Origin of the sequence: Pontibacter korlensis, from assembly GCF_000973725.1 — a bacterium.
GTDB classification, from domain to species: domain Bacteria; phylum Bacteroidota; class Bacteroidia; order Cytophagales; family Hymenobacteraceae; genus Pontibacter; species Pontibacter korlensis.
Genome location: NZ_CP009621.1, coordinates 1701488 through 1716775, shown reverse-complemented (window position 1 = coordinate 1716775; position 15288 = coordinate 1701488). Strand labels below are relative to the sequence as shown.

Annotated in this window: 12 protein-coding genes and 1 pseudogene; 7 read left to right on the top strand and 6 right to left on the bottom strand. The window is 46.6% G+C overall.

Annotation, left to right across the window (positions count from 1 at the left end):
- Positions 1–19: 19 nt before the first annotated feature.
- Entirely contained in the window at positions 20–1681 is a 1662-nt protein-coding gene (locus tag PKOR_RS07295) for a S41 family peptidase (RefSeq protein WP_052738757.1), read from the bottom strand.
- A 243-nt stretch (positions 1682–1924) separates the two neighbouring features.
- Here PKOR_RS07295 and ruvX point away from each other — a divergent pair, with 243 nt between their 5' ends.
- Together ruvX and def are read left to right on the top strand one after the other, a co-directional pair.
- Positions 1925–2341, top strand: coding sequence for a Holliday junction resolvase RuvX (gene ruvX, locus PKOR_RS07290; protein WP_046309985.1), 417 nt, complete (start codon positions 1925–1927; stop codon positions 2339–2341).
- On the top strand, positions 2338–2907 hold the full coding sequence (gene def / locus PKOR_RS07285; protein ID WP_046309984.1) for a peptide deformylase: 570 nt from the start codon (positions 2338–2340) through the stop codon (positions 2905–2907). Before ruvX ends, def begins: the two co-directional genes overlap by 4 nt.
- Before the next feature lie 105 nt (positions 2908–3012).
- On the opposite strand, the gene PKOR_RS07280 is transcribed toward def, so the two are convergent.
- Together PKOR_RS07280 and PKOR_RS07275 are read right to left on the bottom strand one after the other, a co-directional pair.
- The gene (locus PKOR_RS07280; protein ID WP_046309983.1) at positions 3013–3927 is read right to left on the bottom strand and encodes a bestrophin family protein; all 915 of its coding nucleotides are present in this window, start codon (positions 3925–3927) and stop codon (positions 3013–3015) included.
- A 54-nt stretch (positions 3928–3981) separates the two neighbouring features.
- The gene (locus PKOR_RS07275; RefSeq protein ID WP_046309982.1) at positions 3982–4794 is read right to left on the bottom strand and encodes a universal stress protein; all 813 of its coding nucleotides are present in this window, start codon (positions 4792–4794) and stop codon (positions 3982–3984) included.
- 484 nt (positions 4795–5278) lie between these two features.
- On the opposite strand from PKOR_RS07275, the gene PKOR_RS07270 reads away from it, so the two are divergent.
- The 4 genes and pseudogenes from PKOR_RS07270 to PKOR_RS07255 all read left to right on the top strand — a co-directional run bounded on the left by PKOR_RS07270 (position 5279) and on the right by PKOR_RS07255 (position 9319).
- Complete coding sequence (locus tag PKOR_RS07270) at positions 5279–6073, top strand: alpha/beta fold hydrolase (protein WP_046309981.1); 795 nt, start codon at positions 5279–5281, stop codon at positions 6071–6073.
- A gap of 71 nt (positions 6074–6144) precedes the next feature.
- On the top strand, positions 6145–6576 hold the full coding sequence (locus PKOR_RS23405; RefSeq protein ID WP_052738756.1) for a hypothetical protein: 432 nt from the start codon (positions 6145–6147) through the stop codon (positions 6574–6576).
- A 108-nt stretch (positions 6577–6684) separates the two neighbouring features.
- Positions 6685–7631: pseudogene (locus PKOR_RS07260) on the top strand (zinc dependent phospholipase C family protein).
- Between the two features lie 107 nt (positions 7632–7738).
- Positions 7739–9319: a serine hydrolase gene (locus PKOR_RS07255; RefSeq protein WP_046309980.1), complete on the top strand. Its 1581-nt coding sequence runs from the start codon at positions 7739–7741 to the stop codon at positions 9317–9319.
- A 348-nt stretch (positions 9320–9667) separates the two neighbouring features.
- Here PKOR_RS07255 and PKOR_RS07250 read toward each other — a convergent pair whose 3' ends face one another.
- From PKOR_RS07250 to ettA, 3 genes are all read right to left on the bottom strand, one after another.
- Positions 9668–10654, bottom strand: a complete 987-nt coding sequence (locus tag PKOR_RS07250) for a GNAT family N-acetyltransferase (RefSeq protein WP_084694742.1) — start codon at positions 10652–10654, stop codon at positions 9668–9670.
- An 11-nt stretch (positions 10655–10665) separates the two neighbouring features.
- Positions 10666–11658: a GNAT family N-acetyltransferase gene (locus PKOR_RS07245; protein ID WP_046309979.1), complete on the bottom strand. Its 993-nt coding sequence runs from the start codon at positions 11656–11658 to the stop codon at positions 10666–10668.
- Positions 11659–11741: 83 nt separating this feature from the next.
- The gene (ettA, locus tag PKOR_RS07240) at positions 11742–13412 is read right to left on the bottom strand and encodes an energy-dependent translational throttle protein EttA (protein ID WP_046309978.1); all 1671 of its coding nucleotides are present in this window, start codon (positions 13410–13412) and stop codon (positions 11742–11744) included.
- A 365-nt stretch (positions 13413–13777) separates the two neighbouring features.
- On the opposite strand from ettA, the gene PKOR_RS07235 reads away from it, so the two are divergent.
- Entirely contained in the window at positions 13778–15091 is a 1314-nt protein-coding gene (locus PKOR_RS07235; RefSeq protein ID WP_046309977.1) for a DUF349 domain-containing protein, read from the top strand.
- Positions 15092–15288 lie beyond the last annotated feature (197 nt).

Sequence of the window (15288 nt, the reverse complement as noted above, 5' to 3'; positions counted from 1 at the left end):
ATACAGTCCTTTGCCACACTTACATACTACCTGCGGCCATCTGCTGTGCCCGGCTAAAGTGCTTCAGTGCCTGCTGAAACTCCTCATCCGACTGGTGCAGCACCGGGAAAAAGCCATCGTTGCCATACACACTTCGTGCGATGAAGGCTTTAAGGTTGTTACGGAGCAGGCTCTTAGAACGCTTGAACTCCGCCTCGTTATACTCTACCCCTGAGGCACTAGCTGTCTGTACTACTTCCTGCAGCATTCTATCTGTAACCGTAAAGTTCTTATTAAACTTCTCGAAAGGCATTTTCTCCAGCTCTTTGCGGTGCTTCTGGTAATACTCCAGGCTGTACTCCCGAATAACGTTCTTGTTATACAGCTGGCTTAAGTACTGCGATAACTCTGTGGTATCGCGTGGTACAAACACGTCCGGCATAATGCCGCCGCCGCCGTACACTGCGCGCCCACCCAAGGTTGTATACTTAAGCGAATCAACAAAAAGGCTGCTATCCGGGTGGAAGTATTCCCCGTTTTCAAAGCGGTTCAGAATATCCATCTCATAGTTTTCCATGCCCTCGCCGTAAGGCTTTTGGATGGAGCGACCACTAGGTGTATAGTAGCGCGATATGGTGAGGCGCAGTTCAGAGCCATCGTTCAGCGGAATCGGCATTTGAACCAGACCCTTGCCAAAAGAACGGCGGCCTACAATCAAGGCACGGTCGTTATCTTGAAGCGCTCCGGCTACAATCTCAGATGCTGAGGCACTACCCTCGTCCAGCAACACAACCAAGGATCCTTTCTCAAACGCACCTTGCTTCTGGGCAAACGTCTTGGAGTCGTAGCGGGTACCTTTGCCATCGGTGTACACAATCATTTTATCACCGTCTATGAACTCGTCGGCCATACGTATAGCATGGTCCATGTAGCCACCAGGGTTCCCGCGCAGATCAAGCATCAACTGTTTTATGCCTTTGCTCTTCAGCTTACTCAGCGCCTCCATAAACTCCTCATAGGTGGTAGCCGAGAAACGACTTACTTTAATGTAGCCGGTTCTATCATCCACCATATAGCTTACATCCACAGAGTGTGTCGGTATTTTGCTGCGCTCAATGGTAAAACTGAGAGGCTTTTTTACAGCTTCACGCTGTACTGTAATACTTACTTTAGTTCCTTTGGGGCCACGCAGGCGCTTAAAAACACCCTCGTTATTTATGCCTGTACCAGCTACATTTTCCCCATTTACTTTAATAATCTTATCGCCTGCCTGTATACCTGCTGCCTCGGATGGACCGCCACTCAGGGGCGTGATCACATAAATCGTATCTTTAAAGATGTTGAACTCTACACCAATGCCCTCAAAGTCACCTTCGAGGTAAGAGCGCGCCATAGCCAGTTCTTCCGCCGGAATGTACGCTGTATGCGGGTCAAGTTTCTCCAGCATTTTAGTGATGGCATAATCTGTCAGCGCCTCCACATCAACCGTATCTACATAATCACGGTCTATATAGCTTAGTACATCACGGAACTTCAGGTAACTTTTGGCTGTACCTTGTGGATTACTGGTAGATGGGGAGAACGTAGTAGCACCTAACAACACACCCACCACCAAGGCTATACTTATAAACAGAGGCAGCTTTATCTGAAATCCTGAATTCCGGACTCTGCTTTTTTCCTCACCATGCTCCATCTTGTCCATAGGTTTGAATGATATAAATTTAAGTTATTGCCACAGTACAGGCACGGCAAAGTAGTACAATAATTTACCCTAAATATACTGAGCTCCTTTATATCTATACAAATTCAGATTTGTTTAAGTTGCCATAAGTTATTAGCACATGCATGCTCTTTACAGCCGTGGCAAAGTACCGTGCGCACTATCAGATTAATTTTTAAACCCTTACCTTTGTACAGATAACCTCAGCGGCGGCATTTTATACTTATGGGCAGAATTTTAGGAATTGATTACGGGACTAAACGTGTGGGGCTAGCTGCCACGGATACGCTCCAGCTTATTGCCAGCCCCCTAGAAACCGTTCATGCCCAGGATGTGTTATCTTACTTAAAGGCCTATGTGCAGCGCGAGCCTGTAGAGGCATTTGTGCTGGGAATGCCCAAGCGGCTCTCCGGCGAAGCCACTGATAATACGCAGCATGTGGTAGGCTTTCAGCGAAAGCTGCAGAAGGAGTTTCCGGCTATACCGGTGCATACCGTAGACGAGCGTTTTACTTCAAAAATTGCGCAGCAAACTATGCTTGCCGGCGGATTGAAAAAGAAGGCCCGACAGGATAAAGGCACGGTAGACCGCATAAGCGCCGTAATTATTTTACAGTCGTATTTAGAAAGCAGAAGTATATGATTTACCCAATTGTTGCCTATGGCGACCCTGTACTAAAAGAAGTAGCCGAGGATATTCCACAGGACTACCCAAACCTGAAAGAGCTGGTGGAGGATATGTTTGCCACCATGTATCATGCCCATGGTGTAGGCTTGGCTGCCCCACAAATCGGCAAGAGCATACGCCTGTTTGTGATTGACTCTGAGCCAATGATGGATGAAGGCGATGAGGGCAAAGGTGTTAAGAAAGCCTTTATTAACCCAGAGATAATAGAGGAAGACGGAGAAGAGTGGGGTTTTGAGGAAGGCTGCCTGAGCATACCTGGCGTGCGCGAGGTAGTATATCGCCCAGAGCGCATTGTTATACGCTATTTTGATGAGGAGTGGAATGAGCATGAGGATACGTATGACGGCATGACCGCCCGCGTTATCCAGCACGAGTACGACCACATTGAAGGTATTCTGTTTACAGACTATCTGTCTGGCCTGAAGAAGCGCCTGATTAAGAACAAGCTGGCTAAGATCTCTAAGGGCGAAGTAGACGCCGATTATAAGATGAACTTCCCGGCTCTGGCCAAAAAGCGCTAGGTTTATATTTAGAACTATTACAGAACAGGCCTGCTACAGTTGATGTGGCAGGCCTGTTCTGTAATAAACTTACTACAACGTTTAAAAATTTTGTACTGCTGTGGCTTATAGCACATAGAAGCTGTTTCCCACAGGCTGGACGGGCTGAGGCACATTTTTAGCTTCGATCATCTGCTTTAGGTTAATTTCGATTGTTCTGGCTATAGCTGTAACCGGTGTGTCTGTAGGCTTATTCTCGAACGGGTCCTGCAGATGGATAGCCATTTTCTCGATCAGGAAGAAAGCAGACGAAATTGCTATAACCATCAGAACCTCTAACACACCAAATATCTCGAGTAGCGCAAAAGGCAACAGCAGAATAAAGAAGAACAGAGAGAAATGTGTGTAAAGTGTATAAGTTACCGGGAAAACGGTATTTTTGATACGCTCACACTTACCCATACAATCAGTCAGACGGGTTAAGGTGGCATCTATTTCTACCTGCTGATATTTGTTCAGCCAGCCTTCATTCAGTGCGTGCCTCAAATCTCGGGCATGCAGCTCCAGCAAAGCGTTGGGTATGTTACTGTGCTTCTTAATAAAGGAAATCTCTTCCTGAGGCAGGTACTTCTCAATTTTGCGCATGTCCATTTTATTGCGGAGGGACATGCCGAGGCTGTAACACCAGGCAATTTGCCGGTTAGTAAAACGCTCCACCAGCTGGGTCACTTCTTCAGAAGGGTAAGGTGCCTCGGTAAAGCAAAGCACCTGCCGAATAAGGGAGCGAGAGTCGTTTACAATAGCTCCCCAAACTATTCTTGCTTCCCACCATCTGTCGTATGCCTGGTTCGATTTAAAGGCCAGCAGCAGCGAAAGCACTGTACCGAGCACCATGGGCACGCTCAGCGGAATAGAGAGGTCAAGAAAGTGGAAGAAAGTGTCCTCTACAGCAATTAGAGTAGCATATACAGAAACGAAGAAAACCTCGAACTTTATTTTCCCAAACACATACCCAATGGGAATATTTGTCTTTAACAACATTGGAGATAGGATTAAGTTGGCCTGAGTTAAACCAGTTATAAACTTGTAAAGCCTCTACCTTACAGAAAGAAGAGGCACTTTGGTGTTGATGGCTTTGGGACTGAAACCTCTGCCCAGCCGCAGGTAGTCGAGCATACTTTTCTTCTTACAGGTAACAACCAAGTCTACCTCAAACTCATCTATAAAAGAGACTACACCGCTCGTGAGGTCTGCTTCATGTATGAGGTGAACCGAGTAGCTGATACCTTCAAGCATCTTAGAGGAATATATTACGTCCAGTGCATGCTTCAGCCTATCCGTACTTGTCCCTGGCTTAAACACAAGCAGAAATGTAATGTGGTAATCGTTTCTGCAGAGAAGGTTCACCAATGTCTCATCGGGTAGCGAGTCTGTTTTATCCTCCACATCAAGCACAAGGGCAATTTTCCTGAAACGATTGATCTCGAAAAGCTCGGGAACATACAGAACCGGGCAAGGCACACCTTTTACCAGGCTATTGAACTGGCTTATAGCATCGGACACTCTTGTTACCTGAACCGGACTAAGTACCAAATCTATCTTGTTGTTAACTATAAAGCTCCGGATCTGTGAAGAATTATTGCAGTAAATACGCTCTGTTTGTATACTGTTAATTTCAACTGCATATGCTTTAGCAATTCGTTTTAAGGCATTTTTAAAAGCTTTACTTGCCTTCTCCTGCCCCTCTTCGTCTCTGGGCAACATCAGAAGCTCCGTAATAGAATCTGGCAGAGGCACCGGATGCACTAAAGCAATTTGGCAGGTTTCTCCCTTCAGTAGGTGCAGTGCATACTTTATAAGGTTTAGGGAGTGAAGTGTTAGGTCTGTTGGTATTAGAATCTTTTTCACAGTTGTATCTTATATTTTATGTTGGCGGCTTTAAGCACGCTCACAAAATAGAAGCACACCTATTAAACTGATATTAATATGACATTATAATAGCATTAAAATTATAAATATATCAAAGTATATATATACATATTAAACATATCGTATTATATAATGAAAAACACTGAAAAATAACAAACCCAACATCTATTAAAAACAGCAAATTAGAGATCTAACTTATTGTGATTAAGGTTAAAACAGGAATTACTTAACTCTTGCCCTAAGCTGATTAAGAGACTAACTGCTACAGGTAACGCGGGGGGACAGAACTTACTTTGACAAAAGCTTACTCTGTTGTGCTACAGAGCCAATTATCCGATAGGACAGGTAGCGGCAAACTTTAAAAAGACAACATAAATTATAATTCCCACTTTTCATGGCTAACTTAGCACCAAAGAAGTTATCTGACAGTCAGTAATACAGCTTAACCTTAACCCTTAATGATATGAATGCCCTAAAACGGAACAACGTAACAGTTACTGGAAAAGGAGAAAAACCTATGCTGTTTGCACACGGCTACGGCTGTGATCAGAACATGTGGCGCTACATAACACCTGCCTTTCAGGATGATTATAAAATCATTCTTTTCGACCATATTGGATTTGGCAGCTCTGATACAACCACTTACACAAAAGAGCAGTACTCTTCTTTAAAAGCGTATGCCGCAGACATCCTGGAGATATGCGAAGAACTGGAACTGCAAGATGTTGTTTTTGTAGGCCACTCAGTAAGTGCCATGATCGGAGTACTGGCTGCTAACATGGAACCAAAGCGTTTTGCTAAGCTGGTCTTAATTAGCCCCTCTCCAAGCTTTATAAACGATGGAGATTATATAGGCGGTTTTGAAAGAGAAGACATCCATGGCTTACTTAATTCTCTCGAAAGCGACTACCTCGGTTGGTCTAATACCATTGCCCCTGTTATTATGGGCAACACTGACAGACCAGAACTAGGCCAAGAACTAGCTCAAAGCTTCTGTAAAAGCAACCAGAAAGTTGCCAGAGACTTTGCCCACCTCACTTTCTTATCTGACTGTCGTCAGGACTTACCTCATGTAAAGGTTGACACTCTTATTCTACAGTGTTCTGAGGATGCCATTGCCCCTGTTTCTGTTGGGGAGTACACTAGCAAGCAAATACCTAGCAGCAAGCTTAGAGTTTTGGAGGCAACGGGCCACTGCCCTAACCTAAGCGCTCCAGAAGAGACAGTTGCAGCAATGAAAAGCTTTTTGTACGCATAGCCGTACACAAGCTTGAATTAAGAGTTTAGAACAACAGCTCCAGAAGAGGGAGACAGAGGTTATTTGATAAAGTGGACGTATCTCAGTTAATAGATTATAAGGAACTCAGGAAAGGAAATGGAGATGTCTTCTTTGAAGCCAGAAGGGCTCCTGATAATAGTTTTCTGTATGTTAGCTGGATAGGCATACAATCTCAGGAAACCATTGTAATGGGAGGTAACCATATCCTCTCCATGCTCCAGGAAAAGCCGTGCCTGGGAATTTTGAGTAGCAACAAAGAATTAATAGGCCCCTGGGATTCAGCTATAAGCTGGTTAGTGTACAAATGGGCACCACAGGCTAAAGAGTTGGGGCTGCGTTATTATGCACATGTGCTATCGCCAGGCATTTATGGACAGCGGTCTTTCCAATCGCTTTACCCCCTTTTTAGAGAATACTTTAACCTGAGGTCCTTCAATGATGAGCAAGCCGCAGAAGAGTGGCTCCTGATCTGGACATCATAGTATCAAGCGCTTCTATTTAACCTAATTAAATATTTATTACAATCCTAGAACAAGCCTTTAGAGATATACCTCAGTATCTCTAAAGGCTTGTCTGCGTACACCGCAAGTATGGCGATCAGGTGCAAAGCTATACTTCTGCTGCTAATTTTGCTGTTACCGCTTAACGGCCATACCTGGGGATTTTTCGCGCATCAGCGCATCAACAGGTTGGCTGTATTTGCCCTGCCGCCAGAAATGGTTGGCTTCTACAAAAAGCATATCCGCTACATCACCGAAAATGCTGTGAACCCTGACCGGCGCCGCTACGCTGTGGAGGGCGAAGCGCCGAGGCATTACATAGACCTCGCGACAGCGCCCTTTACACTATGCCACGGTATTGGCAACAGGCTATAGAATAATATGGCGAAGACACCCTGCAAGCTTATGGCATTGTGCCCTGGCACATTAACCGGATGAAGCACCAGCTGACACAAGCCTTTAAATAGCGTAATGCTGATCGCATACTGCGCCTGAGCACCGAGTTGGGCCATTATGTAGCCGATGCCTGTGTACCGCTGCACACTACCCAGAACTATAACGGCCAGCTTACCGGGCAGCGGGGCATCCATGCCTTTTGGGAAACACGCTTGCCTGAGCTGTTCTCCGACAACTATGACTTTTTTGTAGGCCGGGCTATTTACCTGGAGCAGCCGCAGCTGAAAGCCTGGGACTTAGTGGCCTCTGCCCACACAGCTCTGGACTCTGTTTTATACTTCGAGCGACAGCTAACGCAAGAGTTTGACGAGGAGAAGAAGTATGGCTTTGAACTGCGCAACAACGTGACTACCCGCGTATACTCCCGTGCTTTCTCTGAAGCTTACAGCAGACGTCTCAACGGGCAAGTAGAACGACAAATGCGTTTGGCTGCCAGCTACTGGTACACCGTCTGGGTGGATGCCGGACAACCTGACCCACGCAGGCTTGGCAACCTCACTGCAGAAGAGCAACAACGCCTGGAGATGGAGAAGCAGGAGTATGAACAGGGGACTCATATACCCCGCGAAGAAGACATATAACGTCAACCTTACATGCCTGTACCGGTTCCGTAGCAGCTCCCTCCGGGTTCTTTTCAGTGCCACTTTAAAATTCCATATATTGCTGCATTATCAGCAATATAACTTTCATGAACACTTCGCATACTATACGCGCTAGCCATACTTGGCTTCGCCTCATGCTGCTGCTTGTAGCGCTCTTAGTACTACCTACCGCTCAAGCCCAGCAAAGTACAGCAGCTAACCTTCAGAAATTAGACGCCTACTACCAAAAGGCCCTGAAAGATTGGGATGTACCGGGTATGGCTATTGCCATTGTGAAAAACGACTCTGTTATCTTCGCAAAAGGTTATGGTGTACTCGACAACAAAAAGGGAGGTCAGGTAGATGCTAACACAGTCTTTGGCATTGCCTCTAACTCTAAAGCTTACACTGCCGCCGCTTTGGCCACTCTGGTAGACGCTGGCAAGATAAAATGGACAGATAAGGTGAAAAAATATGTGCCCTACCTACAGCTCTATGATCCTTTCGTAACAGAAAACCTAACGATAGAAGACTTACTATGCCACCGTATAGGCTTCCAGACCTTTAGCGGAGATTTGCTGTGGTACAACACTACTTATAGCCGCCCTGAGATCATCCAGCGCATGCGTTACCTGGAGCCGGTGTATGGATTCCGCAATGGCTATGGCTACTCTAACCTGATGTTTATTACAGCGGGTGAGGTAATTGAGCAGGTAACCGGCAAAACATGGGAGAACTACATTCAGGAGACTTTCTTCCAGCCGCTAGGCATGAGCCGCTCCTACACTTCTGTAAACGACCTGAAGGGCGTGCAAAACGTAGCCTCACCACACGGCTTCGACGATAATAAAAAACCTAAAGCCACCACCCTTACTGCCTGGGACAACTGGAACCCAGCGGCAGGTATTTTTACCAGTGTAAACCAGCAAGCCCAGTGGATGCGCCTGCAGCTGAACCACGGTAAGTATAAAGGCAAGGAAATCTTCAGTGAAGCGTCGAGCCGCAACATGTGGACCATGCACAACCCATTTCCGGTTTCGAAGCAGGCAGAGGAGGCTAACCCCTCCACTCACTTTGTGGGCGCTGGCTTGGGTTGGTTTGTCAGTGACTATGAGGGACGCAAGCTGGTTTACCATGGCGGCGGCCACGAAGGCATGAACAGTCGCACTGTGCTGGTACCGGAAGAGAACTTGGGGGTGGTAATATTAACTAACAGCATGAGCAGCATCATGACACCACTAGGCAACTATACTGTTGACCAGATTCTAGGTGTAAAGAACGAACGCGACTGGAGCCAGTTTTACCTCGACAACATGGCCAAAGCCAAGCAGGCAGAAGCTGAGGCAGCTGCCAAAGCCCCTAAAGAGAAAAAGAAGAAGAACAAGCCTATCCGTGCCCTCACCGATTACACTGGTACATACAACAGCAAACTGTATGGCAATGTGGTAGTTTCGCTGAAGGACGGTAAGCTACACCTGCAACTGGAGCCAGCTCCAGCACTTAGCGGCACGCTGAGCTTCTGGCAACACGATATCTTTAACCTTGATTGGAAAAACGATTTCGCTCTACTCACCCCGACCAATGCACGCTTTATTACCGGGGAAGACGGAGCCATAAGCCAGTTACGATTGGATGCCAATAACCCGGATTTCCACTTCAGTGAGCTTGATTTTGAGAAAGTAAAGTAGCAGCAACTACAACTTGGCTATAAATATAAAAGGCCGTACTCTCGTACGGCCTTTTTCTCATTCAGTGGTGCGTTTATTAGTAGCTTACCAGCATAGCAACTGTACCAGCCACTGCAAAGTATGCAGCGATTATAAGGTAAGCTAGAGACTCCTGTTTTTTGTAAACATTTTTCATAGTAATAACAGTAAAAATTTCACATAATAAAGCTCTTTTAGAATCTTGTCTTTATTATGTATACGCGCTACTACATTTAAATGTTAAGCTTTAACCTTCTGATTTTCTACTAATTATAGGACAAAAACAGCACCTCTACTCAGAAAATAAAATATAGTATTTGGTGACGGCTTCTACTGCTGCTGCCTTCGTTGGAAGGTAAGCAGCACCTCCTGCCGCACCTGCTTGAGCAACCTGAAAGGCAGGGGCAGCCGATTGTAACGCCACTCATAAAAAGGCACTGGCATAGACCCAAAGCTGTGGTAAAAGCCAGCAATATTCTCAATCATTGGGCTCTCAAAATCCAGTATCTGACGGGTGCCAGCGTTGCGCCGGATGATATCGTCGAGGATAAGGGTTCGGCCATTGCTCTTTCTACCTTTGGCATCGGCAGCATTGAAGAGATAAATGATGTAACCGCCATAGTACACGAACAGCCCGCCTGCCGCTATACTTCCATCTTCTGACACAGTATAAACCAATTCAGCTTTCCCCTTTTCCACACAAGCTGTGTACAACTGCCGCAGTGTTGTGTAGGCCGACTGGTCTACACCACCATACACCTTATGCTCTATATTCTGCCTGAACAAGTGGATGAGCGGTTCTATATCCTGGCTCTGCACAAGGCTCAGGCTTTCGCGGCGGGCTTTGTTTAGATTATATTTACGATCGCGGTTGTAACCTTTCCACAGCTGATCGTAAGAGTACTGCAGCGGTAGGTAATGGGTATACAAGACCTGCACCTCCTCTTGCCGCACTACATGTTGAAGAGACTGCGTATTGGCAGTACAAAAGGTGTAGCCAGAAGTATAGTTAAAGTGCTGCTGAACAACAGCTAGAAAGGCTTCCACAACCTCTGCCCTAGGCTCCTGTACAGCGTAAATGCCTAGCTGCTGGCAAAAGAGCGGTTGCTGCAAGTAAAATATCCCGAACTTCTGCCGCACTGGCAGCGGCATCACACAGGTGTAAGTTCCGTTATCTTCTTCCACCACTGCCTGCCACTCCGGCGACACAATATCCAAGTACCAGGATAAAGCATACACCTGCTTTTGGGCAGAGCCCTCTATGCAGGTGTCCCAGGCAGTTTTATTTATCTGCTTATGTTTAAGTAGCTGCGGCACGCCAGATAGATTTATACTTCCTCAGCCACACCCGATGAGAAGAACGTGCGGTATACTTTCATCCGGATGTTGCGGATGAGTTTCACGTAAAACGGCAGCGCATTATGGCGCAAGGCAAAGTATTTTACCCTATGAGCACCGAAGCTAGCGTAGAAGTGCTCTATTTGCTCAATCATGGGGCTTTCAAAATCAAGAGTGTAATCAGTGCCCGCATATTGCCGGATGATCTCATCCAACACCATCGTGCGGCCATTAGTTACGCGCCCCTCACTATCCGCTGAGTTGAAGGCATAGCTGATGACGTTGTTATACTTGAAGAACAAACATCCGGCATTCACTTCGTCGCCAGCTGTTGTGTAGATTAATTGTGCTGTGCCTTTCTCTTTCATCACCCGGAACAGGTCGCGCAGCATCTGGTATGTACTTTCAGACACTCCACCTACTACTTTGTGTTCAATGTGCACCTTAAAATGCTGGATAAGCGGCTCTATGTCGTCACTTTCGAACATACGAAGGTTCGCTCGCTTTGCCCGCTTCAGATTCATTTTGCGGTCGCGGGTGTAGGCTTTGTACAGCTCTGGATAAGGCTTGTCCAGCTTCAGATAGCGGGTGTAACGAGCTACCAGCTCATACTGATCCTGCAGCTTCTCCAAATGTGCTGTATCACCAGTATTAAAGCGATAGTTGTAAATAAACTTATAACGCTTTACAGCCATCTCCAGCATCTTCCCTCTGATCCCACTACTGCTTTGCGGTGTGGTGAAGATGCCCAGTTGATGCGTATGAAAAGGCTGACCCAGGTACGGGAAACCCATCTTAATAATACCCGGCAACGGCATTACCGTTACATAATTACCCTCCTTCTCCTCTACCAAGGCCTGCCACTCCGGTGCCACCACATCCAGGAACCACGACAAAGCATACACCATGTTATCGGCAGATGCCGTTATACAGGTATCCCACTTGTTTTTGTTTATCTGCGTGTGCTTCAGGTATTGTATCATGCCCTCTCCGGAAGAATTTCTAATGAAATAAAAAAGGGATTACCTTCAAAGATAATCCCTTTTTTGACTTCTGTTTATACTTGTTACACAAGCTTCTTATAGCGGATACGCTTCGGCTCTACATCGCCCATGCGCTTCTTCTTGTTCTCCTCATACTCAGAGTAGTTACCCTCGAACCAGTACACCTGCGAGTCACCCTCGAAAGCAAGAATGTGTGTACAGATACGGTCCAGGAACCAACGGTCGTGGGAAATAATTACGGCGCAGCCTGCAAAGTTCTCCAGTGCGTCTTCCAGGGCACGGATCGCGTTTACGTCCAGGTCGTTAGTAGGTTCGTCGAGCAGCAACAGGTTACCGCCTTCTTTCAAAGTCATGGCCAGGTGCACGCGGTTACGCTCTCCACCAGATAGCTTCTCTACTTTCTTCTCCTGATCACCTCCTGAGAAGTTAAACTTGCTCACGTAGGCGCGGGACACCACCTGGCGGCCAGCCATGATCATGTGCTCTGTACCTCCAGATATTACTTCGAATACAGACTTGTTCGGGTCCAGCTGGGCGTGCTCCTGGTCTACGTAGGATATTTGCACCGTTGAACCTACTGTAAAGTCACCTGCATCTGGTTTCTCCTGTCCGGTAATCAGCTTGAACAATGTAGTCTTACCGGCACCATTCGGACCGATGATACCCACAATACCACCCTGCGGCAATGCAAAGCTCAGGTTCTCGAACAATAGCTTATCGCCGTAGGCCTTGCTCACATTGTTTACCTCAATTACCTGTGCTCCAAGACGAGGTCCGTCAGGTATAAACAGCTCCAGTTTCTCTTCTTTGCTGTTTGCCTCTTCACTGGCAAGTTTATCATACTGGCTGATACGGGCTTTAGACTTGGCATGACGGGCTTTAGGTGCCATACGCACCCACTCCAATTCACGCTGCAAGGTTTTCTGGCGCTTGCTCTCTGATTTTTCCTCCTGGGCCAGGCGGCTAGCCTTCTGCTCCAGCCAGCTGCTGTAGTTACCTTTCCACGGAATACCTTCTCCACGATCCAGTTCCAGAATCCAGCCGGCTACGTTATCCAGGAAGTAACGGTCGTGTGTTACGGCGATTACGGTACCTTTATACTGCTGCAAGTGCTGCTCTAGCCAATCTACCGACTCAGCATCCAAGTGGTTGGTAGGCTCGTCCAGCAGCAGCACGTCCGGCTCCTGCAGTAGCAGACGGCAAAGGGCTACGCGGCGTTTCTCACCACCCGATAAGTTGCCGATAATAGCATCTTCTGGCGGGGTACGCAGGGCATCCATGGCGCGCTCCAGGCGGTTGTCCAGTTCCCAGGCGTTCAGCTGGTCCAGGCGCTCCTGTACTTCACCCTGACGCTCAATGAGCTTGTTCATCTCATCGTCGGTCATCTCCTCAGCGAACTTCATGTTGATCTCATCGAACTCTTTCAACAGACCTACCACTTCGCTCACACCTTCCTCTACCACTTCGCGCACTGTTTTGGTTGGGTCCAGCTGTGGCTCCTGCTCCAGGTAACCCACCGTATAGCCCGGTGACCACACTACTTCTCCCTGAAACTCTTTGTCCACGCCTGCAATGATCTTAAGTAAGCTGGACTTACCAGAACCGTTAAGACCTAAAACGCCGATTTTGGCTCCGTAAAAGAAGGAGAGGTAGATATTCTTAAGTACTTGTTTCTTTGGAGGGTAGATCTTACTCACCCCGGCCATCGAAAAAATAATGGTTTCGTTGCTCATGCTCTATATCCTTGTAATGTGTTTCTACTATATATCTGAAGCAGTAGTATCACCTCACCCACACCTCCTGCAGGTATGAGTCGCTGCTTATCTATCCGCTTGATTATTATTATCGTAAGGAATTACAAATATCGCAAAAAATCATGTCTTTGCACTTCACAAAAGTGCGCCGAAATCATTAAACTTGTAAAAACTGTATGGGTAAGGTATGCACTTACTGATTTTAGCACCTGGCTTTCTGATTGCCCCGCCGGTTAATTACTGGTATGGCAAACGCTGCAGACATGCCTGCGTATGCAAAGGTTAGTTTACCCCTGATGCCTTACTCATCTTATTACGTACGAAGCAAAACCCAATCCAGTAAAATGGAAAACAACAACCTATTGGAAGTAGCCAAACAGTATGGTTTTATTCAAGACCAGCAGGTGTGGCTAAAGCCCTTTATGAACTATCCTGCTAGGCAGGTTGGCGAAGTGAAAGAGTCGGAGGATGATTCGCTGGTGTATTTTGCCAAGCGATTCGAGATGTTCAGCGAAAAGGTAAATAACCTCTTGCAGCGCATCGAGACGTCTGATAATAAAGGCTCTTTCCTGATGAAAGTACTGCACATGAAAGAGCAGGTAGGCAACTACGATGCTCTTGGTGATTTCGAGCAAATCTTCCATACCCTGAGCAAGGCAGAGGAGGAGATCAACGAGACGATTAAGCAGAACCGGGAGAAAAATCTCAACATCAAGATAGAGCTGATAAAGGAGGCAGAGGCGCATAGCGAAAGCATTGACTGGAAGGAAACAAGCGAAAAGCTGAAAGACCTGCGTACGGCCTGGATTAAGACAGGCCCTGTAGAGAAAGAGCTAACCGATGAGATAGAAGAGCGCTTCCGTAATGCGGTTGAAAAATTCTTTGAGCGCAAGAAGAACTTCTTTGAAGACAAGAAGCGCATGCAGAACCGCGCCTACGAGCGGTACCGTGAGCTCATTAACCAGTCTTTTGCTTTGCAGAACTCTGAGGAATGGGAAGAAACTACCGCTAAGCTGAAGCAGCTGCAGAACGAGTGGAAAGACGTGGGAGGTAACCTGCCACGCAAAACCATGACCAACCTTTGGAATACTTTCCGTAAAGCGCACAACCATTTCTTTGAGCGTCTAAAGCGCAAGATACAGAAGGAGAAGAATGCTTCAAGAGATCAGTTCTATGAGCAGAATTATGAGCGCAAGCAGGAGTTAGCAGTAGAGGCAGAGCAACTGTTACAGGAACTAAGCCTGAACGATGCCGTGAAGCGTGCCAAAGAATTGCAGGCTGAGTGGAAAAAGGTCGGACCTGTGCGCCCTGATGTTTCAGACGCTATTTGGGAGCGCTTTATAAAAGCTTGCGACCGGGTATTCGAACTGAGCAGTTTGGAGCATTACATCCGTAAGCGCCAGCAGGCAAGCAACGAAACCTTCTCTGAGACTGATAGTCTGCAGGCCCGCATAAATGCGCTGAGAGACTTCATTAAGTCGGACAGAAGTGAATTGGAAGTACTGGAGACAAACCTTGGTAAGCTAAATGACTCACCGAGCAATGATGCCTTCCGTAATATGCTGAAAGGCAAGATCCGCAACTTCAATCGTAAGATTGGTACTAAGAGTGCGCTGATCGAAATGTTCCAGAGCCAGCTGAGTGCCATTTCCAGATAAGCCTCATAATCAAGTACTAAATATGAAAAAGTGCTTTCTGCACCTGCAGCAGGCGCTTTTTCTTTTAAAAGGCCGGTTAAGCACATCCACTTACATCTTATGTTATTTAAGGCAAAAAGAGGTTAAAATTTATTTTCTACTTTTTGAACATTTGTGTTTTATTTGCGTTGTGTTGTTAAAAACAGACAAAAAAGCAA

Bases quoted from the DNA above. Each gene is read 5' to 3' on its own strand.
- PKOR_RS07295 (WP_052738757.1), bottom strand. From the start codon at position 1,681: ATGGACAAGATGGAGCATGGTGAGGAAAAAAGCAGAGTCCGGAATTCA.
- ruvX (WP_046309985.1), top strand. From the start codon at position 1,925: ATGGGCAGAATTTTAGGAATTGATTACGGGACTAAACGTGTGGGGCTA.
- def (WP_046309984.1), top strand. From the start codon at position 2,338: ATGATTTACCCAATTGTTGCCTATGGCGACCCTGTACTAAAAGAAGTA.
- PKOR_RS07280 (WP_046309983.1), bottom strand. From the start codon at position 3,927: ATGTTGTTAAAGACAAATATTCCCATTGGGTATGTGTTTGGGAAAATA.
- PKOR_RS07270 (WP_046309981.1), top strand. From the start codon at position 5,279: ATGAATGCCCTAAAACGGAACAACGTAACAGTTACTGGAAAAGGAGAA.
- PKOR_RS07255 (WP_046309980.1), top strand. From the start codon at position 7,739: ATGAACACTTCGCATACTATACGCGCTAGCCATACTTGGCTTCGCCTC.
- PKOR_RS07245 (WP_046309979.1), bottom strand. From the start codon at position 11,658: ATGATACAATACCTGAAGCACACGCAGATAAACAAAAACAAGTGGGAT.
- ettA (WP_046309978.1), bottom strand. From the start codon at position 13,412: ATGAGCAACGAAACCATTATTTTTTCGATGGCCGGGGTGAGTAAGATC.
- PKOR_RS07235 (WP_046309977.1), top strand. From the start codon at position 13,778: ATGGAAAACAACAACCTATTGGAAGTAGCCAAACAGTATGGTTTTATT.